A 19897-nucleotide genomic window follows, 5' to 3' on the forward strand; every position below is an offset into this window, starting at 1 on the left:
TTGGACGCGCTCGCCGGCCTCACTTCGATCATGTCGCGGGCGCAGCTGCTCAGCGTCGCCGACTGCACGAGGGCAAAGATCGCGCTGTGGAGCGGCGCGGTGCGCTCGGGCAAGACGTTCATCTCGCTCTTCGCATTCCTGTTCGCCGTGCTCCGCGCACCCAAGACCGGCGTGGTCATCATCGTCGGGCGCACGCTCGACACCATCAACGGCAACCTGTTCAGCCTGCTCACGAACCCCGAGATCTTCGGCCCCCTCGTGAAGCACATCAAGTACACGCCAGGTGCGAAGACCGCGACCATCCTCGGCCGCACCGTGCACCTGTACGGCGCCAACGACGCGAGCAGCGAGACTAAGATCCGCGGCCTCACCGTCAGCCTCGCCTACGTCGACGAAGCCACGATCATCCCGGAAGCGTTCTGGGACATGCTCGTCACCCGTCTCAGCGTGGACGGCGCCCGCCTGCTCGCCACCACGAACCCCGGCTCGAAGTCGCACTGGCTGCGCAAGCAGTGGATCCTCAAGGCCCGAGAGAAGTCGCTCATCCACTTCGCGTTCACCATGGACGACAACCCTTCGCTGAGCGAGCGGTTCAAGGCCGAGATGAAGGCCTCGTACGCTGGCGTGTTCTACCAGCGCTTCATCCGCGGCGAATGGACGAACGCTGAGGGTGCCGTGTACCCGATGTGGTCGGAGGAGCGCCACCTTATCCGGCACGCTGACCTCCCACCGATCGCGCGCACGCTCGCCGTCGGCATGGACTACGGCACCACCAACGCCACCGTGGCGCTCCTCCTCGGCATCACCGACGAGGAGCAGCCGCGGCTCGTGTTCATCGACGAGTGGCACTACGCAAGCTCGGAGCACCACGGTGAGACCCTGCCCGACATCGAACTGTCGCGCCGCTTCCGCGAGTGGCTACGCACGCAGCACGGCACCGACGACGTCTACGTGCCGGCACCCGAGTTCGTGTTCCTCGACCCCTCAGCCGCGTCGATGCGCTCCCAGCTCCACAACGACCAAGTCACGTCGTGGGCGGCCGACAACGCCGTGCTCGACGGCGTCCAAACCGTCGGCTCGCTCCTCGCACAGGGCCGCCTCATCGTCACCGACCGGTGCAAAACGTTCCTTGCCGAGGTCACCGAGTACGAATGGGACTCGAAGGCCGCCGAGGAAGGCAAGGACGAGGTCGTCAAGCGCGACGACCACGCCATGGACGCCGCCCGCTACGCCGTGCAGTCCACCATCGGGCAGTGGCACTACGAGATCTACGGGCTCGCAGCCTAGAGGTTCCTCTCGGTCGTCTGCTCCGACGACGGCTCGGCCTCATAGTGCCACCCAATAATCACCTTTGTCGGAGACGGCATACTAAACGATTCGAACCACCGCAGTCCGAACGCATCCCCGTATTCGACACGATGGGGGCGAGCGGGGGCTTCCGCCCTCGTCGTGTCGGGTTCGATCTCTATCGAAGTTACGACGACATGGCGACCCGAGTTGTTCGTGAACGAAACGACGTGATCATCTACGAACTGTGCCTGTGACCACGTGGGCGGCGCAAGGCGCTCGTTCAGCGCTTGAGAGTCGGCAAGTAGCGCGTTCGCGGCCTCCAATGCATCCGCCTGCCTCTCGGCAGCTGCAGCGGACTGCCGGGCGGCGGCCAGCGCCTCATCTCGGGCGTTCTCCGCTGCGGTTTGCGCCGCCTGAGCGTCCTTCCGCTCGTCGACCGCTGTCTTCGCCTGAACCCACGCGAAGATCGCTCCTCCGACGCCGCCCGCGGCTCCAACAGCCGCGATCACAGTTTCTCCAACGTTCATAGCCCATGACCTTACCGGGAGGTACCCACAATGCCGATGCCTGCCGAGAACTCCCCCTGGCCCCCGCCCGCCTGGGCTGACGCCTACGCACAGTACGCGGAGAACGACGCCTGGCTCACGGGCAACACGAAGACCCTCGCGTCGATCTACGGCGGGCAGGGTGGCGGCGCTACGCACACCCGCCACGGGCAGGCGCGCCGCGGTGGCCTCGCCGGCGCCATGTCGACCATGATCTGGGGGCGCCCCGTCCCCGCCGGCCAGCAGCGCACCCGCCTGCACGTACCCATCCCCGCGGACCTCGCGACCCTTGCGTCGGACCTGCAGTACTCGGATCCGCCCGAGACGAGCTTCGCCGGCGACGAGAAGCATGACGAGAAGGCGCTCGCCCGCCTCGACGGCCTCATGAACTCGGACGAGGCGCACGCGATGTTCAACTCGCAGGGCGAGATCAAGTCGGCGCTCGGAGCGACCGTGATCATCCCCCGGTGGGACACCGAAGTCGAGGATCACGTGTGGCTCGACTACGCGGCAGCCGACGCCGCCGTGCCCGTGTTCCGGCAGCGCCGCCTCGTCGAGGTGACGCTCTGGTCCGAGTACCTCGATGGCCACGTGTACTGGCGGCACCTCGAGCACCATGCCCCCGGCTACATCGAGCACGCCCTCTACCGCGGCACACAGACGAACCTCGGCCAGCGCGTCCCCCTGCAGGAACGGCCCGAGACCGAGGCGTACGCCGCGTTGGTCGACGGTGAGAGCCGGATCCCGACGCGCATCGACCGTCTCACCGCCGGCTACCTCCCGAACGCCCCAGCATGGTCCTGGCGCAAGCAGGGCGTGCTCGCAGACGCGGGCCGCTCTGACTTCAACCAGTGCATCCCGCTCTTCGGCGCCATGGACGAGGCGTTCTCGTCGTGGATGCGCGACCTCAAGCTTGGCGCCGGCCGCCTCATCGTCCCCGAAGCGTACCTGCGGAGCCTCGGCCCCGGCGCGGGCGCAGCGTTCGACACCTACCAGGAGCTGTTCCTCGGGCTCAACACTCCGGGCAAGGCGGGCGACGGCATGGACCTCACCCCGCAGCAGTTCCAGATCCGGGTCGAGGAGCACGAGCAGACGATGCGCGGCATCATGCGCGAGATCCTCCGCAAGGCCGGATACTCGCCCTCGTCATGGGGCGACCCCGACCAGAAGGGCGGGCAGGCGACCGCGACGGAGATCGAGCAGCGCACCGAGCAGACCGAGCGCACCCGGGCGAAGAAGAACCTCTACGACCGACGCGTGCTCTCCCGCATGGGGAGCGTGGCGCTGGAGCTCGACGGCTTGCTCTTCCCGGGGAAGGGCGGCGGGCAGTACGACTTGAACGTCGTCTTCCCCGACCTGTCGCGCACCGATCCGAAGGCCGAGGCGGAGACGATCGGCATCCTCAAGCTGGCTGATGCGATCTCGCAGTGGCAGGCCGTGAAGCGCGTGAACCCGGAGTGGGATGACGACCAGGTGCAGGCCGAGGTCGACCAGATCCTCAAGGAGAAGGGCGCGCAGCAGCCGCCCGACCCGGTCACGTTCGGCCGCGTCGACGACGAACCCGAAGACGACGAGCAGTAGCGCGAGGGGGTCGCCATGGCAGAGCAGTGGCCCGGCGACTCCCCCGCCGCGTGGATCGACGACATCGGCCACGCGATCGCGGAACGCTACCGGCGCATCGAGGACGCCTTGCGGGAGACGCTGGAGCGGCTCGCTGAGCAGCACCTCGACGCGCCGGACGACACGCTCGCCCGTTATCGCGCGATCCAGCACCTCCGCGAGCAGGCCGAACGCCTCGTGCACACCGTCGACCCGGACGAGCTCGCGCGCTGGGCGACCGCTGAGGCGGCGATGGGCGCGTCGGCGGAGATCTCCCGCGTCCTGCTCGACTTCCCCGCCTACGCCCCGGCGAACGTCTCCGCGCTCACCGCGGGCGGCGCCTACGCCGTGGCCGCCGTCGAACTCGACCTGCGCGACGCACTCCGCGCCCTGAACGCGAGGATCCTGCGCGCCCCGGCCGACGCCTACCAGGCGATGACGTCGAAGCACATCGGCTCCCTGCTCGCCGGCATGACGACATCGCAGGCGCTCCACCGTCGCATCCTCGACGAATACCTCGCCGACGGCATCACGGGATTCACTGACAAGGGTGGACGCCGGTGGACGATCGGCGCGTACTCCGAGATGGCCACGAGGAGCGCCGCAGCGCGCGCCTGGCGAGATCAGAGCGTCGCCAGCATGCAGAGAGCCGGGATCACGACATTCACCCCTGTAATCGGATCCTCCGCGTGCACGAAGTGCGGGGCATGGCAGGGCAAGATCGTCACCGACGTCGGCCCCGTTGGCGACATCATCGTCCCGCATGCGATCACCGTCGAACCCACCACGCTGCATGTCGACGGGACGCTCGCCGAGATGCGCGCCTCAGGCTGGGGACACCCGAACTGCCGGTGCACCCTCATCCCTGGCTTGCCGGGCGGGACGGACACCAACAGGCTCACCACGCACGACCCGCAGAGGCAGGCCGATCGGGAGAAGCTGCGCGAGCTGGAGCGCGACGTGCGCGCCGCGAAGCGAGACGGGGACCCCGACGAGATCGGTGCAGCGCAGGCCGCGCTCCGCAAGCATGTGCAGGAGACGGGCATCATCCGGCGCTCCTACCGAGAGCAGCTCGACTTCGCCGACGGCGGCACGAGCAACCCACGCGGCCGGCAGGCACCCACGCCTCCGCTTATTCCGCGCGAAGAGCAGACGTGGGCGCAGCGGCAACGCCGCCTCGGCTTCCAGACCGGCCCACGCTGGGACCTTGAACCACACGAGGTGCTGTTCTACGAGCGCTTCACCGACGCCGGCCACGACGTGCGCCTCATCCCGAAGAGCACGAACCGGAAACCCACCAACGACTTCTGGTGGCTCTCACATGACGGGGTCGAGGTCGAGGTGAAGCGGCCCGCGAACCCGAGCTACGCGTCAAGCAAGCAGCTCGTGCAACGAGCAGTCGAGAGAGCCCGGAGAAACCACGGCTTCACCAAGGACCGGTTCATCCTCGACTTTGGCGAGCACGTCCTCGACGACCTCGTGCGGAAGCAACTGGGCGAGTACAACGAGCGGAACCCGTTGAACCAGATCCGCGAGCTGTGGGTGTGGTCCCGCGGCGCACTCGTTCCGATCGCGCTCGAGGCAAAGAAGTAGGGCCCTAGCCCGGCCGTTTGATTGTCCGGGGAGGCCCTACACCAACCAGTGTACGCCGATCCGCGGCGTTCCACCATGCCCGCACGCGGGCCAAACCCTGCCTGAGGAGGCACGACCCATGAACACCACTTTTCGACGCCAGGGCGACCCCGTGCAGTGCGGTTGGTCGATCGGCCGAGCACCGCTCGCGCTCCGCGGCATCCGCTTCGCGGACGGCGAGGACGGCGCGGCACCCCCGGCCGGCGGCGGGCAGGCGCCCACGGGCCAGGCGCCCGCCGCACAGGGAGCATCGCCGACCGACGTCGCCGCGATGCTGGCCACCCTCGGCAAGGCGACCCCGCCGGCACCGCAGGCGCCGGCACAGCCTGCAGCACCGCAGCAGATCCAGGGATTCACGCCCGAGCAAGTGCAGAAGCTCATGGCCGACAACGCTGCAGCGCAGAAGGCCCTCGATGACGCTCAGACCGCCGCCCAGCAGGCACAGAAGGAGCGCGACGAGTTCCAGGCCCAGCTCGCTGGCTTCCAGCGCGAGAAGGCCGTCACCACGGCCGCCGACGGCAAGGCCAACGCCGCCCTGCTGCTCGACTCCGCGAAGTTCCAGGCCGCGGTGAAGGACATCGACCTCACCGACACGGCCGCGCTCACCGCTGAGGTGGAGGCGTTCGTGAAGGACAACCCCGCCTACGCCGCCGCCCCCGCCGGGCCGCAGCTCCCCAACACTTCCGGCGGCACCCCCGCTGGCGGAACGACCACCAAGCCCACCGACATTGATGGCGCGGTCGCTGCCGCGATGAGCGCCTAACCCGAAAGGAGTAGCCCATGCCGATCACCCTGGCGGAAGGCAACCGCAATACCCAGACCGACCTCGACGTCGCCGTTATCGACGAGTTCCGCAAGGAATCCGTGGTGCTCGACACCATGATCTTCGACGATGTCGTCAACCCTGCCGGCGGCGGCGCGACGATGACCTACGGGTACCGTCGCCTCAAGACTCAGCCCACCGCCGCGTTCCGTGAACTCAACACCGAGTACACGCCCGCGAACGTCGAGACCGAGCACCATACGACCGGCCTCGCCGTGCTCGGTGGCACCTTCCAGATCGACCGCGTCATCGCGAAGCTCGGCCCCGCCGCCTCCGGTGGTGTCGCGCTCAACATGCGCCAGAAGACGAAGGCGACCATCACGAAGTTCCAGGACGCCGTCATCAACGGTGACGTCGCCGCGGAAGCGCACGGCTTCGACGGCCTCGACAAGGCCCTCACCGGCTCGTCGACGGAGATGACCACGACCGCGTCGTGGCAGGACCTCGACACGGACCCGTCGGCCCCGCACAAGGCGCTCGACCTGTTCGATGAGTTCCTGTCCTTGCTCGACGGCACGCCGACGATCATCCTCGGCAACACGAAGGCGCTCGCCAAGGTGCGCGCGATCGTGCGCCGGTCGTCGATGTACCAGCGCGAGCCCATCGAGGGCCTCGTCGGCGCGAATGGCCGCCCCATCACCCGAGAATCCTACGGAGGAATCTTCTTCGCGGATCCGGGAAACAAGGCCGGCACCAACAACCCGATCATCCCTGTCACGGCCGGGAAGACCGACCTGTACGCCTACCGTGTGGGCCTCGATGGCTTCCACGGCATCTCCACCGCGGGCGGTCAGCTCGTCGAGACCTGGTTGCCCGACTTCTCGAACGTGAAGGCGGTGCAGGAGGGCGGCGTTGAGCTCGGCCCCGTCGGCGTCGCGCTCAAGGCGACTAAGGCCGCAGCGGTGCTCCGCGGCATCACGGTCTGACTCGATCCCCGCGTGCGGGCCGCACATAGCTTGCGCGGCCCGCACGCCCACGCACACCCCCGAGAGAAGGGACAGCGCCATGGCGCACATTCAGACGCCCGTGAAGGGCTTCACCGGCAAGGTCGCGGGCGTGAGCTTCGCGGACGGCGCCGGCGAGACCGAAGACCCGGCCGCGCTCGCGTACTTCGAGCGGCACGGCTACACCGTCGAGGCAGCCGAGCTGACGCCGAAGCAGAAGCTGCAGGCCGAAGCGAAGTCGCTCGGGCTCTCCGAGGAGGGCACGAAGGACGAGCTGGAGGCTCGTATCGCCGAGCACAAGGCGAAGGGCGAGCAGAAGCCAACCGATCCGCCCGCTGGTGGCGAGGGCAAGGAGCAGGGCTGATGCCCCGCTACCGTGACCCTCGCGCCCCCGTCGGCCGCGTGGTCTTCGGCGGCGTGCCGTTCGTCGACGGCGTGACGGCCGACATCGAGCCTGGTGAAGGCACCCTCTCGCTGTTCGCGTCGGCAGGGATCGCTGAGGTCGCTGCCGACGGCGTCGAATCCACGCCTGAGGCACTGAGCGAGCCGGCGCCCGACCAGCCCGACACCGAGAAGCCCGCGCCCCGGCGCCGCAAGTAGAGGAGCAGAGATGAGCCGCACCTACGCCACCAGCGACGAATACGCCGAATGGTTGGGCGAGGACTCCCCGCCCGAGGGTGCGGCTCGTCTCCTCCGTGACGCATCACTCGAGGTCGACGAGATGCTCCTCACCGCGGTCTACCGTGTCGATCACGACGATATGCCCGTCGACCTCAAGGTGCGTGAGGCTCTGCGGGACGCGACGTGCGCGCAGGCTGAGTACCGCGGCGACTACGGCGACGAGCTCGAAACGATGAACGCGGGCGAGTCCATCAAGCTCGGCCCGCTCTCGTTCGGCGGTGCGTTCTCATCGGGCCCGAACCCGCAGCAGCTTCCCCGCTTCGCCCCGAAGGCGATCCGGGCGCTGCGCGTCGCGGGCCTCATCCCGGGGGCGGTGCTCGATGGGTAGGCCGCTCTCCCCTCGGCGCCTCGAGCGCGCTCTCGCGCGGCTGCTCTGCCACCGAGATCTCGTCACGATCGAGCCGTACGCGGGCGGTGCGGCGAACCGCCGCATCTACGGTCCTGCCGTCAGCGTGAAGCGCGCCCTGATCATCGACGCCGCGCGCCTCACCGGTGACCAGTACGACAAGGAGACCACCGTCGACGCGACGGTGTACCTCGAGCGGTCGGCCGTCGCCGAGATCCCGTCCCCGGAATCGCGGGTGACGATCTGGGCGGGCACCCCGGACGAGCGCACTGCGCACGTCGAGGTGTGCGGCCGATACCAGCATCCCGAGCTCACTGATCTGCTGGAGGTGAAGCTGCGATGAGCGGAGTCAGCACAGAGTGGAACGGCGACATCGTCTCCGCGACGATCGACGCCAACGCCGCCGAAGCCCTGAACCATGCTGCCGAACTGCTGCGCGGTGACTCGGTGCCGCTCGCGCCGATCGACCGCGGCCCGCTGCGTGGCTCCGCGCAGGTCACCCCGGCGACCGAGGGGAACCTCACCGCCTACGTCTCCTACGACACCCCGTACGCCGCCCGCCAGCACGAAGAGCTCGACTGGCGCCACGACGATGGGCAGGCGAAGTACCTCGAGGGACCGCTCACGGAGAACGAGGCGAAGTACCAGCAGGCGATCGCATCCCGGCTCGGTCAGGGGCTCTCATGAGCACGTACGTGCCGCGCGGCTACACCGGCCGTCTGATGGTCGGCATTGCCGAACGCATCCACGCCGCCGGCCTCGCGGTCTACAACCCCAACCACGACACCGAGCCATACCCGGACGGCGTGCGAGGCATCTACTTCGACCACTCCCCCAGCGGGCGCGGCGCCGAGACGATCGCGACCTGCGTCATCACCCCCTACCTGCCGCAGCCCGGCGACCTCAATGTCGAGCACACCCGGGTGCAGATCCGCGCCCGGCATCCGGGCCTCGGCGCGCTCGAGGTTCGCGACTGGCTCGACGACATGCGCGCCCTCTTCCCCGACAAGACCCGGCTCACGATCGGCGGCATCGACTTCGACCGTGTCCGTCAGACCGGCTCCACGTCGTGGGGCGAACCGTCGTCGACGGAGTCGCTCGAGACGACGCAGAACTTCACGTTCCGCGGCAACCGCTACGACTGAGCTCCCATCCAAGACCCTGAGCCCCTGGCAGCCGCTGGGGGCTTTTTCGCACCCAGAACGGAGGCATCATGCCCTACACCCCGCCCGCCCCCACCCAGGGCCTCAACGGCCAGTCCTACGAGTACCACTGCGACGTCGCCGCGCCGCCCGTGTCGCCCGCTGAGCCGACCTGGCTCACCGCCCCGGACATCACCGGACTGCAGCCCAACCCCTCCCCGAAGACTGCCGACGGCACGACCTACGCGAACCGCGGCCAGGACGACACCTCGACGATCGGTGAGACCTTCACCGTCACCTTCGATGCGAAGGCCGTGAAGAACTCCGCCGGTGAGGTGCAGCCGTTCATCTCGCTCCTCATCGCCGCGGCGCAGTCGCACCTCAAGGGTGGCGACCCGACCAAGAAGGTCGTGAAGGTTCGCGTCTACCACGAGTGGATCGAAGAGCTCTCGTGGGAGTTCACCGCCGAGGTCTCGTTCCAGCGGAAGAACACCGGCAATGCCGACATCGAGTTCTTCACGTTCACGCTCACCTCGAAGGGTGACCGCGAGGTCGTCCCGAATCCTGCTCTCACCCCGTAACACCAGGGTGTTTTCACTCCTCGGGGGCGCGCCTGGTCGTGCCGCGCCCCCGAGGCTCCCCCTCCTCGCACGACCCACAGACACTCAAGGAGCACGACCATGCCCACCACCGCCCGCGAACTCAACGGCAACCTCGTCATCGACTTCGGCGACGGCACCGACTACACCGTCTACCCCGTCCCCGGCTCCGTCGGCATCGAGATCCAGACTCTCCTCATCGGCGTCGCCCTCGGCACCACCATGCACGGCCACGGCGCCGAGAAGGTGATGGAGGACACCGACCGACTCACGAAGCTCGCCCTCGGCATCCCCACGAAAAAGCGGAAGCAGGCCCCGAACCGGCGCATGCGCGAGTTCGAGGAGATGCGCGCCGCCCGCCAGCAGGTCATCGCGCAGGCCGCGATCCTCTGGAACACCGGAGGTGGCGGCATCGACGCCGTGCAGGACCTCCTCGACGAGGCGGGCGGTGGCTACCCAAAAGCCCTCGAACGCGTGATGCGATCCTCCGGGCTGGGAGATCAGTACGCAGTGCTGAGGACATGGCTCGATTCGGCGGCCGACACCTTGGAGACGGCTTCTATGCCGAACCCGAGTGGTGGCCCGAGTACCTCCGCCTAGAGCGCGAGGAATCTGACCAGGAGCCCACGGGCATCGACTCGCGCGAGCTGTGGGCTCACGTGTTCGAGCACTGGCGGTCCTGCGTGCTGCCTGATCTGCAGCGCTTCTACCCCCGCTTGCCTGCCGATGACGAGCAGGCACTCCTCGCGCTCCCGTGGCGATCGCTGCGGGAGGTGTTCATCTCCCTCTTCGGGATCCGCGACTCCATGACCGGCGCCACTTTCGCGCGCCTCCACGACAAGAAGGAGGGCACGTGAGCTTCGAAGTCGGCCGCCTCTCCGCGGCCCTCACCCTCGACGGCGTCGACCAGTTCCACCGCGACATCGACGGCGCCGGCCGTAAGCTGCAGGAGACCGGGCAGCGCGGCGCGAGCTTTGGCCGCGCAGCCGAGGCCGCAGTACGCACCGCCGCAGGCGCAACGACAGGTCTCGTTACCGCTGCGGGCGCGTATCTCGCGATCCTCACGAAGACCGGTGTCGCCTATAACTCGCTGCAGCAGAACAGCCGTGCCGCTCTGTCGGTGCTGCTGGGCGGTGCCGAGCAGGCGAATGCGCAGATGGACAAGCTCGACGCGTTCGCGAAGAACTCGCCCTTCTCCAAGAGCGTGTTCATCCAGGCGCAGCAGCAGCTCATCGGCTTCGGCATGCAAGCCGGCAAGGTCATCCCCACACTCGACGCGATCCAGCAGGGCGTCGCCGCGATGGGCGGCTCGAACGAGCAGATCTCCGAAGTCGTCAACATTCTCGCCAAGGTCCAGTCCACGGGCAAGTTCACCGCGGAGACCCTGAACGAGCTCGGCTACCGAGGCATCGACGCCGCAACCCTCATGGGCAACGCCATGGGGAAGACCGCGGCGCAGATCCGCGAAGACGTATCCGATGCCGCGATCGGCGGCAGCGAAGCCATCGACATCCTCGTCGACGCCATGCAGAACCGCTTCGGTGGCGCCGCCGACGGCGTCAAACAGCAGTGGTCTGGCGCGGTCGACCGCATCAAGGCCGCGCAGCGCGACCTCGGCGCCAATATCGCAGAACCGTTCGTGTCTGCGCAGGGCGGCGGCATGGCCGTAACCTGGGGCAACCAGGTCGCTGACGTGCTGCGCGCGATCGAGAAGCAAGCCGTCCCAGTCATGGGAATCCTCACCCAGCGAGGTATGCCATTCTTCGCGGCGCTCACGCAGGGCCTCGACTCCGCGCAGGCGTCGATCCAGCGATGGAACCCTGCCTCGCTCGAGGTGTCGCTCGATCGGCTCGCGAACCACGCGCCCGGCATCGCTGCGACCGCTGGCGCTGTGCTCGCGCTCGGCGCCAACGTCGGCCCGCTCGGGCAGATGCTGTCTGTGCTGGGAATCAGCGCGAACCCTGCCGTGGCGGCCTTCGTGGGTCTCGCTGCCGCCTCCCCTGAGGTGCGGGCAGCCCTCGGCGACCTGCTCGCGGCAGGCAAGCCGCTACTGCCCCTCCTGGGCGAGCTCGCAGTAATCATGTCCGGCACCTTGAACTCGGCGCTACCACTCGTCTCTGACGGCGTGGAGGTCCTGACCGCGCTGCTGCGGCCCGCTATCGGGCTGCTCGACGCGATCCCCACGCCGGTGCTCGCCGGGGCGCTCGCATTCCTCGCCATGCACAAGGCGCTCGGGCCGCTCACCCCGGCAATTCAGATGGCGGGCCGGTCCCTGCAGAGCATTCAAGAGCAGATGCGACTGCAGCAGCACCTCGCCTCGATGAGCACCTCATCAATGACCCAGCTTGGCGTCGCCACTGTCGACGTAGCTCGCACGGGTGGCCGCGAATTGGGAACCTTCGGGGCTGCCGCCGCGACGGCTTCGGCCCAGGTGACCGGGCTCGGCAATGCGCTCAAGACCGCGTTTCTTGCGAACCCAATCGGGATTGCTCTGACCGTCGTCGCGACCGCTGTAGGAGCCTGGGCAATGGCGAACGCCGCCGCACAGCGGAAGGTCGAAGAGCACAACGCGGCCGTCACTGCATTGAAGGACACTCTGAACCAGACCACGGGCGCCACCACCGAGGCGACGCTGTCGCAGATCGAGCAGAACCTCGCGAATAGCGACGCCGTCAGCCAGATGGAGAAGCTGGGCATCAGCCACGCTGAGGCAGCCGCCGCGATCCTCGACGGCGGGGCCGCCTACGACGAGCTCACGCAGAAGGTGAAGGACAACAGCCAAGAGGCCCACCGCGGGTCTGAGGCGTATGCGCAAGCCCGTGAGGGGTTCACTCTCACCGCAGGCGAAGGCATGACCCTCCTCGAAGTCCTCGAGGATCAGGTAGCTGCGCAGGAAGCGGCTAAGCAGGCGGTCCAGGACAAGATCCAGGCGGACCGAGATGCGGCCGCGGCGATGTCTGAGGCTGGGCGTTCCAACGAGCGTTTCAACGAGGCGCTGCAGGTCGCCCGCGACATCACGCAAGACGCCGAGACTCGAGTGCGGGCACTCAAGCAGGCACTCGACGAACTCACTGGCGGGCAGCTCTCGGCTGAGGAGGCTGCGAAGCAGCTCTCTGAGGCGAACCTCACACTCGCGGAGGGTCTCTCGCAGACGGATCAGGCCGGTACGAAGCTGTGGCAGTCCACGCTCGACGGCGTCGGCACGATCGATATCGGCACTCGGCAGGGACTCGCTTTCGCTGACGCGATGGGTCAGTCTCGCGATGCCATGCTCGATGCCGCAATCGCGGCTGCCGATCAGGCCCTTGCGCAGGGCGACGTGGTCGGCGCGGTCGAAGCCGCTACGGCGGCCGGCAACGGCTACATCGATACCCTGCGGCAGACGATGGCCGATGCCGGGCTCACGCAGGAGCAGATCGACGGGCTCATCGGGAAGTACCTCGATGTGCCCTCGGTCGTGGCCACGCTACTCACGGATGAAGGGACGATCTCAGAGGTCGACCAGAGAGCGCTTGCGCTCGCTCTGCAGCTTGAGGGTATCCCCGAGGGGAAGTCGATTACGGTCGATGACCCCGGTTCGCCTGCGGTGATTCAGCGGTTGCGGGACGTTGGCCTCAAGGTCGAAGCGATCCCCGGCACGAAGCAGATTCAGATCACCCAGTCGGGCGCTGACGCGGTCGAGTCGATTCTCAACAATCTGGTTCGGCATCGCGTCGCCGAAGTCGGCGTCCGGTACACCGGTGGCGGCGGCACGATGACGAAGGCGGACGGCGGTGTCGTCGGCCACGCTGGTGGCCGCAGTGTCGACATGCGGTCGTTCGCGAACGGTGGCGGATTCCCGACGGGGATCTTCGCGGGCGGTCCCCCGCTGATCAAGTTCGCGGAGCCCGAGACTGGCTGGGAGGCGTTCATCTCGGGCAGGAAGGGCCAGGAGGCCCGGAACGCGAAGATCGCGATGGACGCGCTCGCCCGGCTTGGGTTCCCGGTCGTGCCCGTGTCGGCGCTGCGCGGTATCCCCGCCTTTGCGAATGGTGGCGCGGTGAACCACTCCTCTGCGGTGTCGGGCAGACCTCCGGTCGGCACTGTGCCGGTGCAGCGTCGTGAGCGGCGCCGGGGCCGGCGGGGAATGCTCGCGGACACGATTCACATCGGCGAGAAGGCGACGTCGAACGATTACAGGAATGCTGCCTCGATTCTGGGGCGGCTGATGGACGAGTTCGAGCGGGAGAGGTGAGCATGTACGGCGACTGGATCCTCCGCTATCCCGGCACCGAGTATCGATTCGGCCCTCCCTCCTACCCGGTGCAGCTCGTCGAGTGGGAACAGGACGCCGACGGCGTCGACGTCGAAGACGTCCGGCCCGTCGGTGCGGACGGTCTCTGGATGGGGCGGGACACCATCGAGCCGGGTGCGGTGACCGTGCACGTGAAGATCGATTTCACTACGGCGCCGTACCCGGTCGAGGAGTGCGCCCGCCTCGCCCTCGCAGCCCGGTCCGAGCTCGCGAGAGTGTGGCGAGGTGACGCCGTGCGCACCCAGTCGGGTGAGGTCGCTGAGCTCGTGATGGGCGGCGGCCTCGTCATCGAGGGTCGTCCCCGACGGCCTCGCTTCGACGACGCCGACCAGAACGTCGGCCTGGTGTTCGCCGAGCTGCCATTCATCCCGTCGATGACCGGCGCCTACCTCCTCGACGAGCACGGCGAATCGTGGCGTGAGGCGGAGGTGCAGATTGTGCCCCCTCAGCCACGCTCTGGGTGGCAGTTTCCGCTCGTGTTCCCGGTGCAGAATCTGGAACCCGCCGTGCGGGGAACGTGGTTCTCGGTGGGTGGCGACACGAACACCTCATGCGTGGTCGAGATCCACGGCCCGATCCAGGCGGGTGCCGAGGTGGAGATCGCGGGCGGGTGGCGGGTGCGCACGAATCGTGATCTCGCGTACGACGAGGTCGCCATGGTCGATGCGCGGCCCGGCCGGACGCTGCTCTCCGTGAACGGCGTGCCCTTCAATTTCCTCGCTCCCAGTAGCTCGCTGCTGTCGGAGCTCACTCTTTCCCACGGCCCGCATCAACTCTCGTTCCGTGGCGTTTCGCCGCAGGGAACGGCGATTGTGCGGGTGCGGTGGCGCGATATGAAAGCAGGTATCTGATGGCGACTGCGACCAGCGGATGGGCGCTGAACGGCCCCGTGAAGACAGCTGTGGAGGATGCGCGGCGTCTGGTTTACACCTTGTCGGGTGATCGGCACGGTGTTGCTACACGGACTGATCTTCGTGTCATCCCGATGGATCCCCCTGGGCCCGGCATTCAGGTGACTCGGGGGTCGGCGTTGATTCGGTCTCGCTACGACGAGGGCGAAACATATTTGGGGTCGCACAATCAGACGGTCACGTATGCGACTACGCCTACACCTTCGTCTCAGGGGCGGTCTGATCTTGTGGTGATGCGGGTAGAGGACCCGTGGGCGCGTAACTCTCCCTGGGAGGAGCCTGCCGAGGGTGAGGCTGATGCGCGTGAGTTCTTCCCGATTCGAATCATCGAGGGGGTCGCCCCCACCACCACTGCCCGCCATCTGTCAGATGTGCCAGGGCATGAGCACGAGACCGGGATTGTCTTGTATCGGATCGATCAGCCCGCGAATAATGCCACGGTGCAAGAAGCGATGATCAAGGATCTACGGGTGCTTTCCGCCCCGAAACGTGCTGATGCTTCACTGGTACGAACACCAACTGCCGGGGCTAGCGGCAAAGCCAACAACGTTATTGGCGCGTGGCAGGTGTTCCCTCCGGATATGACGGGTGGCAAGGTCCGGACCCCGGAGTGGGCGGAGTGGGCGCAGGTCGAGATTGAGTACGCGGGTGTGTGGGCGGGTGGTGGAACCGCACATGTCGATGTGAGGGCTGCGCTCGGTGATGGCACCACGACTGTACGTACTGGCCTGATTGGCTACCTCGATTCCTCAACGAGTCGAAAAACGCTCGCGCTGTCTGGCATGGGTGGTGTCGCGATTCCTCCCGAACTGCGAGGGCGTGAGATCTATATCACACCTGACATCGCGCTTCAGGCGCAGCAGCAGGCCTCCGCGCTTCCGGAGTTCAACGAGTGGACCTCGGTTCGCATCCGGGTGACGTTCTACGAGTCACGGGCGGACCAGATCGTCGCAATCTAGAGGAGGCACCAGTGCGGTATTCGCTGCAACGGTACGGAACGTGGGAATGGCTCGATTTCGAGGCCCCGATCATCTCCTCAGATGCTGGCGAGCTTGCGCTCTCCGCGTACGGGGTGATGCGGGCGACCGTGCCCGCCCCGGCGGCGCACCGCACCATCGCGCAGGATGGGCGTCCCATGTTCGAACGGTGGGGCACCATCGTGCACCTCGAGTCCGGCGACACGCGCGCCCCGCGCCGCCACTGGACCGGTGTCGTGGAGTCCGCATCGCTCGGATCATCGGGCTGGGACCTCACCCTGCGTGAACTCGTCGGCTACCCAGCCGGTGTGCCCTACGAGGGCCTCATCCGGGCGGCGCAGGCAGATCCTGCCGACGTGCTGCGGCAGCTCGTCACGGACCTGCAGTCACTCCCGGGCGGCTGGTACGGGTGCACCATCGAGGGCTCCACCCCGATCCGGGTGGGAACTGATCTCGACAACAAGGTGGCAGCGGCACGGGCCGCGATGGACGCCCGCAAGCAGACGCTCGACGCCTTCTCGAAGACCTCACGCGAGCAGACCAAGGAGCTGCAAGACCTCGATTCGACGCTCTCGGACGAGGTGACCGCTGCGCAGGCGCTTCTCGCGCAGGCGCAGCAGCAGGTCGCTCAGCTCGTGACGGACGGCGCGGACCCCGCACTGATCGCCGCTGCGAAGGCCACCGTGACGGCACGGCAGGCCACCTACCAGGCGGCTCTCGCGGGCTACAACACGGAGCTCGCCGCGGGCCGGTCAGCGCTCGCAGCGGCGCGCGCCACGAAAGATGAAGCACAGTCAGCGTACGATGCCGCGAAGGCGGCGTATGACGCTCTCAAGGAGCGCCGGAAGACGGAGGGTGGCGCGTACGAGATCAGCGGCGCGGACCTCCCCGACACATACCGGGAGATCCAAGCGCTGGCATCGGAGTGTGGTTTCGAGTGGACCACCCGCACCCGCTACTCGGCTGGGGCACCGGATGTCGCGATCGTCATCCACTACCCGCGCGCCGGGAGCAGGCGCGACGATCTGATCTTCGACACGTCGGTGAACATCATCGATGCGCTTGAGCTCGACGACGGGGACTACGCGAACGCAGTGATCGGTGTCGGCGCGGGTGAAGGACCCGCGGCAGTCCGTGTGTCACTGTCCGAGCCGACCTCACGTATGCGGCGCCCAGTAGTGGTCGAGGACCGCAGCCTGCGCACCGCTGAGGTGCTCCGAGCACGCGCCCGCACCGTGCTGCGCGCTTCAACCGGCGAGCCGCGCCCGCTCGATATCACCGTCCGTGACCACCCCAATGCCCCGATCGGGTCTTGGCAGGTGGGCGACATCATCACAGTGCGCGGGGTGACCACGATCGGCTCCACCTGGCAGGGGCTTGCCCGTATCAGGTCGTGGTCGTGGGTGTCTCGTACCCGTGCACGTATCAATCTCGACCCCGCCTAGGAGGCCTCATGGTGTCACGCGACGAACGCCGAATCGCGCGAGAGTTGGTGGACGCGAAGCGCGCACGTGAAGGGCAGCGCACCCGGCAGGTCCCGCACATCTCCATCGAACTCGACAATGGGAAGAGCTCGGGCCTCATCGATGCTGCAACGGATGCTACCGACGCCCGTGCGCTCTCGGAGGTGCAGGCTGGCCAGATTGGCGATCTCGCCGACATCGGCGACAGCGCCGCGGTTGACGCGACATTCCTGCCGGAGCGGCTGGCTCCTAGTGTGGGTTCTGCGGGCGCAGCCTTCGAGGTGGCCGTGGCCGCGGCTGAACGCGTTACCGCGGCACTCGAAGCAGCGCAGCAGGCCGTCGAGGATGCCGCGAACGCCGTCACCACTTCGTCAGGGAAGAACGCGCGCCGCCGCGGAGCCACCGAGCCCGCACCGCCCGATGGCGGGTGGGTGCAGGGCGACCAGTGGGTCGTAGACAATGCTGATGGTAAGCCGGTCGAGGTGCGCGTGTGGAACGGCGCTGCGTTCGTCTCGGAGCAGGTCCTTGCCGCCGAACTCCTGGTGCTGTCCGCCGGTGGGGTGGTCCGTCTTGCTGATGGTGTGGTGACGGCTGATGCGGTCGCGGCGGATGCGATCGACGGCATGGTGATCACGGGTGCCATAGTTCGCACAGCGTCGTCTGGCCAGCGGGTGCAGCTCGACGCTGAAGGGCTCCGGTCCTTTAGCGGCGCTGGGGCTGAAACTGCTCGAATATCTGCCGCTGGTGGTGGCCTCCGGCTGACGGGATCCATCCTTCTTGGCGCGGATGCGGACCCCGCCGGGATCTTCCCACAGATCTCACACGCCGGGGCCTCCTTCTACTCGACCCACGGCACCGGCTCATCCAAGCTGACCCGCACCGGCAGCTTCGGGCACGGTGCAGGCGACCTCAGTACGGAAGACGTAGACGGGCGGCGGGGAAGATTCGCCGTGACCGTGGAACCGACTCGCGCCTACATCTCACTGGACGCCAGAACAAAGACAGACCCGTTTCCTCATGAGTCTGCACGGATTGAGCGTCGGATCGATAAGACGCTACTAATTGAGAACGGTGAAGGTCCGATCTATATCGCGGCCACCACTGCGACGACCGGTGGTGGGGTGCCAGCTGATCCGTCTATCGTGCTCAATGACCGACCCTTCCCGGAGCGCGGGAACGTTGATCTGCACGGCGATGTCCGGTTTGACGGCGACACGGCTGGGTGGCAACCGGTGACGCCCGGGCCTGGATTCCTGGTGGGCGGGTTTGGGAACCGCACGGGGTACATGGTGAAAAACCAAGTGCTGTGGATCTCGTTTTTCCTGCAAGTCGGTACGGGGTTCTCGAAGGGGCAGCTGCTCACGATCCCGGCATCTGTCGCCCCGGTCGGTGATGGTGTGCTGGGCGGCGTCTGGTACTCCGGCACCGGCCAGTCGGGGCTGCTGCACCTCTCCGCGACGGGTGTGCTGTCGACCCCTGTGGGGTACGGCGGCACGATCGCGACTGGGACATACATTGCCGGAACGCTTACGGCACCGATCAAGTGAAGGAGGCCGTGATGGCTTATTGGGATCAGGCAGACCTCGCCGACGACGGCGACCTGCGTCGACGAGTGACAGCGTGCGCTGCGATGGAGGGTGTGCCTGACCCGGATGGGTGGGCGTACCAGAATCGGTGGGTGCTGTCTGCGCAGCCGGGATGGGTTGAGGCGTACGCCTACGCCCGGTCTGCGGGTACTGGTGCCGCGGGCCGCGACCCGGCTGTGGTCACTGACGGGATGATTCTCGCCGCTGTGCAGTCTCTGACTGGAGGTGACGGCAGTGGCGTCTAGTCAGGATCTCGCCGCGTATGTGCAGCGCGTCCGCTACCAGTGGATCGACGTGGATGGCGTGTTCGGGGCGCAGTGCTGGGACCAGTGGTCGCACTACGCTACGAGCTTTCTCGGGGTGCCGTCGTGGCCGACATACACGAACGCCGGCGGCACGCACCCGCACGCTGGGTACGCCTGCAACGTTCTCCACAACGCTGCCCGCGCGGGCCTCGGGCAGTGGTTCGAGATCCTGCCTGTCACCGCCACACCCCGGCCCGGGGATGTGGCGTTCTGGGAGTTCGGGTCCGCCTGGTATCCGTGGTCGCACGTCGCGACCGTGCTCGACGTCACGCACGGCGGGCGGATGCTGCGGTGCCTCACCCAGAACCCCGGCTCAGTGCAGATCGTAGATCTCGTGATCGATGGTCTCATCGGATACCTCCGGCCCCGCGCACTCTCTGTCGGCATGGTCGACACCTCACGCACCGCGGCGCTCGCCGCTTCTCACAAGCTGGCCGCGCTCGCACGAGCTCGCCGACGAAAGGACGACCCCATGCACCTCATCTGTCTCACTGAAGGGGCCCGGCAGGACGGCTCCGCAGCGTACGCGATCTACCGGCCCGGGGTGTCCGGGTCGTGGGAAGAGTTCGACAGTGCAGGCCTTCGCGGGAGTGCAGCGAATACGCTCGCGTCGCAGTTCGGGCAGCCGACTGTCGTCTCACCTACTCGATGGCTTGAGCTCAAGGCGAAGTACGCATGATGCCAACAACTGCGGTCCTCTTCATCGGTCTCGGCCTCGCGCTTGCGGGTGCCGGGGCCACGCTCGGAGCGCACCTGGTCC

The 19897-nt window shown here is 67.4% G+C and carries 22 protein-coding genes; 21 read left to right on the plus strand and 1 reads right to left on the minus strand.

Annotated elements, in window-relative coordinates:
• Nucleotides 1–1287, plus strand: a complete 1287-nt coding sequence (locus WFI54_RS04710) for a PBSX family phage terminase large subunit (protein ID WP_336651599.1) — start codon at nt 1–3, stop codon at nt 1285–1287.
• On the opposite strand, the gene WFI54_RS04715 is transcribed toward WFI54_RS04710, so the two are convergent.
• On the minus strand, nt 1284–1817 hold the full coding sequence (locus WFI54_RS04715; RefSeq protein ID WP_336651600.1) for a hypothetical protein: 534 nt from the start codon (nt 1815–1817) through the stop codon (nt 1284–1286). The genes WFI54_RS04710 and WFI54_RS04715 overlap by 4 nt on opposite strands.
• 30 nt (nt 1818–1847) lie before the next feature.
• On the opposite strand from WFI54_RS04715, the gene WFI54_RS04720 reads away from it, so the two are divergent.
• The 20 genes from WFI54_RS04720 (at nt 1848) to WFI54_RS04815 (ending at nt 19816) form a co-directional block, all read left to right on the plus strand.
• Nucleotides 1848–3416, plus strand: a complete 1569-nt coding sequence (locus WFI54_RS04720; RefSeq protein WP_336651601.1) for a hypothetical protein — start codon at nt 1848–1850, stop codon at nt 3414–3416.
• Between the two features lie 15 nt (nt 3417–3431).
• Nucleotides 3432–5027 carry a phage minor capsid protein gene (locus WFI54_RS04725; RefSeq protein ID WP_336651602.1) on the plus strand — a complete coding sequence of 532 codons (1596 nt, stop codon included), beginning with the start codon at nt 3432–3434 and terminating at the stop codon, nt 5025–5027.
• A 118-nt stretch (nt 5028–5145) separates the two neighbouring features.
• A complete protein-coding gene (locus WFI54_RS04730) occupies nt 5146–5829 on the plus strand; it encodes a hypothetical protein (RefSeq protein ID WP_336651603.1) in 684 nt (227 codons plus the stop codon).
• A gap of 17 nt (nt 5830–5846) precedes the next feature.
• Nucleotides 5847–6815 (plus strand): major capsid protein, encoded by a 969-nt coding sequence (locus WFI54_RS04735; RefSeq protein WP_336651604.1) that lies wholly within the window; start codon nt 5847–5849, stop codon nt 6813–6815.
• A gap of 79 nt (nt 6816–6894) precedes the next feature.
• A complete protein-coding gene (locus tag WFI54_RS04740; RefSeq protein ID WP_336651605.1) occupies nt 6895–7197 on the plus strand; it encodes an SAP domain-containing protein in 303 nt (100 codons plus the stop codon).
• Nucleotides 7197–7433 carry a hypothetical protein gene (locus WFI54_RS04745; RefSeq protein ID WP_336651606.1) on the plus strand — a complete coding sequence of 79 codons (237 nt, stop codon included), beginning with the start codon at nt 7197–7199 and terminating at the stop codon, nt 7431–7433. The genes WFI54_RS04740 and WFI54_RS04745 overlap by 1 nt, the downstream gene beginning before the upstream one ends.
• 10 nt (nt 7434–7443) lie before the next feature.
• Nucleotides 7444–7842: a hypothetical protein gene (locus tag WFI54_RS04750; RefSeq protein WP_336651607.1), complete on the plus strand. Its 399-nt coding sequence runs from the start codon at nt 7444–7446 to the stop codon at nt 7840–7842.
• Nucleotides 7835–8203 carry a hypothetical protein gene (locus WFI54_RS04755; RefSeq protein WP_336651608.1) on the plus strand — a complete coding sequence of 123 codons (369 nt, stop codon included), beginning with the start codon at nt 7835–7837 and terminating at the stop codon, nt 8201–8203. The genes WFI54_RS04750 and WFI54_RS04755 overlap by 8 nt, the downstream gene beginning before the upstream one ends.
• Complete coding sequence (locus tag WFI54_RS04760) at nt 8200–8547, plus strand: hypothetical protein (protein ID WP_336651609.1); 348 nt, start codon at nt 8200–8202, stop codon at nt 8545–8547. Before WFI54_RS04755 ends, WFI54_RS04760 begins: the two co-directional genes overlap by 4 nt.
• A complete protein-coding gene (locus WFI54_RS04765) occupies nt 8544–9005 on the plus strand; it encodes a hypothetical protein (RefSeq protein WP_336651610.1) in 462 nt (153 codons plus the stop codon). The genes WFI54_RS04760 and WFI54_RS04765 overlap by 4 nt, the downstream gene beginning before the upstream one ends.
• 68 nt (nt 9006–9073) lie before the next feature.
• The gene (locus tag WFI54_RS04770; protein ID WP_336651611.1) at nt 9074–9583 is read left to right on the plus strand and encodes a phage tail tube protein; all 510 of its coding nucleotides are present in this window, start codon (nt 9074–9076) and stop codon (nt 9581–9583) included.
• 99 nt (nt 9584–9682) lie between these two features.
• A complete protein-coding gene (locus WFI54_RS04775; RefSeq protein WP_336651612.1) occupies nt 9683–10201 on the plus strand; it encodes a hypothetical protein in 519 nt (172 codons plus the stop codon).
• 59 nt (nt 10202–10260) lie between these two features.
• Nucleotides 10261–10458 (plus strand): hypothetical protein, encoded by a 198-nt coding sequence (locus WFI54_RS04780; RefSeq protein ID WP_336651613.1) that lies wholly within the window; start codon nt 10261–10263, stop codon nt 10456–10458.
• The gene (locus tag WFI54_RS04785) at nt 10455–13835 is read left to right on the plus strand and encodes a tape measure protein (protein ID WP_336651614.1); all 3381 of its coding nucleotides are present in this window, start codon (nt 10455–10457) and stop codon (nt 13833–13835) included. Before WFI54_RS04780 ends, WFI54_RS04785 begins: the two co-directional genes overlap by 4 nt.
• The gene (locus tag WFI54_RS04790; RefSeq protein ID WP_336651615.1) at nt 13832–14746 is read left to right on the plus strand and encodes a hypothetical protein; all 915 of its coding nucleotides are present in this window, start codon (nt 13832–13834) and stop codon (nt 14744–14746) included. The genes WFI54_RS04785 and WFI54_RS04790 overlap by 4 nt, the downstream gene beginning before the upstream one ends.
• A 290-nt stretch (nt 14747–15036) precedes the next feature.
• Nucleotides 15037–15765: a hypothetical protein gene (locus tag WFI54_RS04795; protein WP_336651616.1), complete on the plus strand. Its 729-nt coding sequence runs from the start codon at nt 15037–15039 to the stop codon at nt 15763–15765.
• Between the two features lie 11 nt (nt 15766–15776).
• A complete protein-coding gene (locus WFI54_RS04800) occupies nt 15777–17228 on the plus strand; it encodes a hypothetical protein (protein WP_336651617.1) in 1452 nt (483 codons plus the stop codon).
• Nucleotides 17229–17236: 8 nt separating this feature from the next.
• Nucleotides 17237–18793 (plus strand): hypothetical protein, encoded by a 1557-nt coding sequence (locus tag WFI54_RS04805; RefSeq protein ID WP_336651618.1) that lies wholly within the window; start codon nt 17237–17239, stop codon nt 18791–18793.
• Nucleotides 18794–18804: 11 nt separating this feature from the next.
• Entirely contained in the window at nt 18805–19077 is a 273-nt protein-coding gene (locus tag WFI54_RS04810) for a hypothetical protein (RefSeq protein ID WP_336651619.1), read from the plus strand.
• On the plus strand, nt 19067–19816 hold the full coding sequence (locus WFI54_RS04815) for a CHAP domain-containing protein (RefSeq protein ID WP_336651620.1): 750 nt from the start codon (nt 19067–19069) through the stop codon (nt 19814–19816). The genes WFI54_RS04810 and WFI54_RS04815 overlap by 11 nt, the downstream gene beginning before the upstream one ends.
• Nucleotides 19817–19897 lie beyond the last annotated feature (81 nt).

This window comes from Leucobacter sp. MMO-125 (genome assembly GCF_037148395.1).
Taxonomy (GTDB): domain Bacteria; phylum Actinomycetota; class Actinomycetes; order Actinomycetales; family Microbacteriaceae; genus Leucobacter.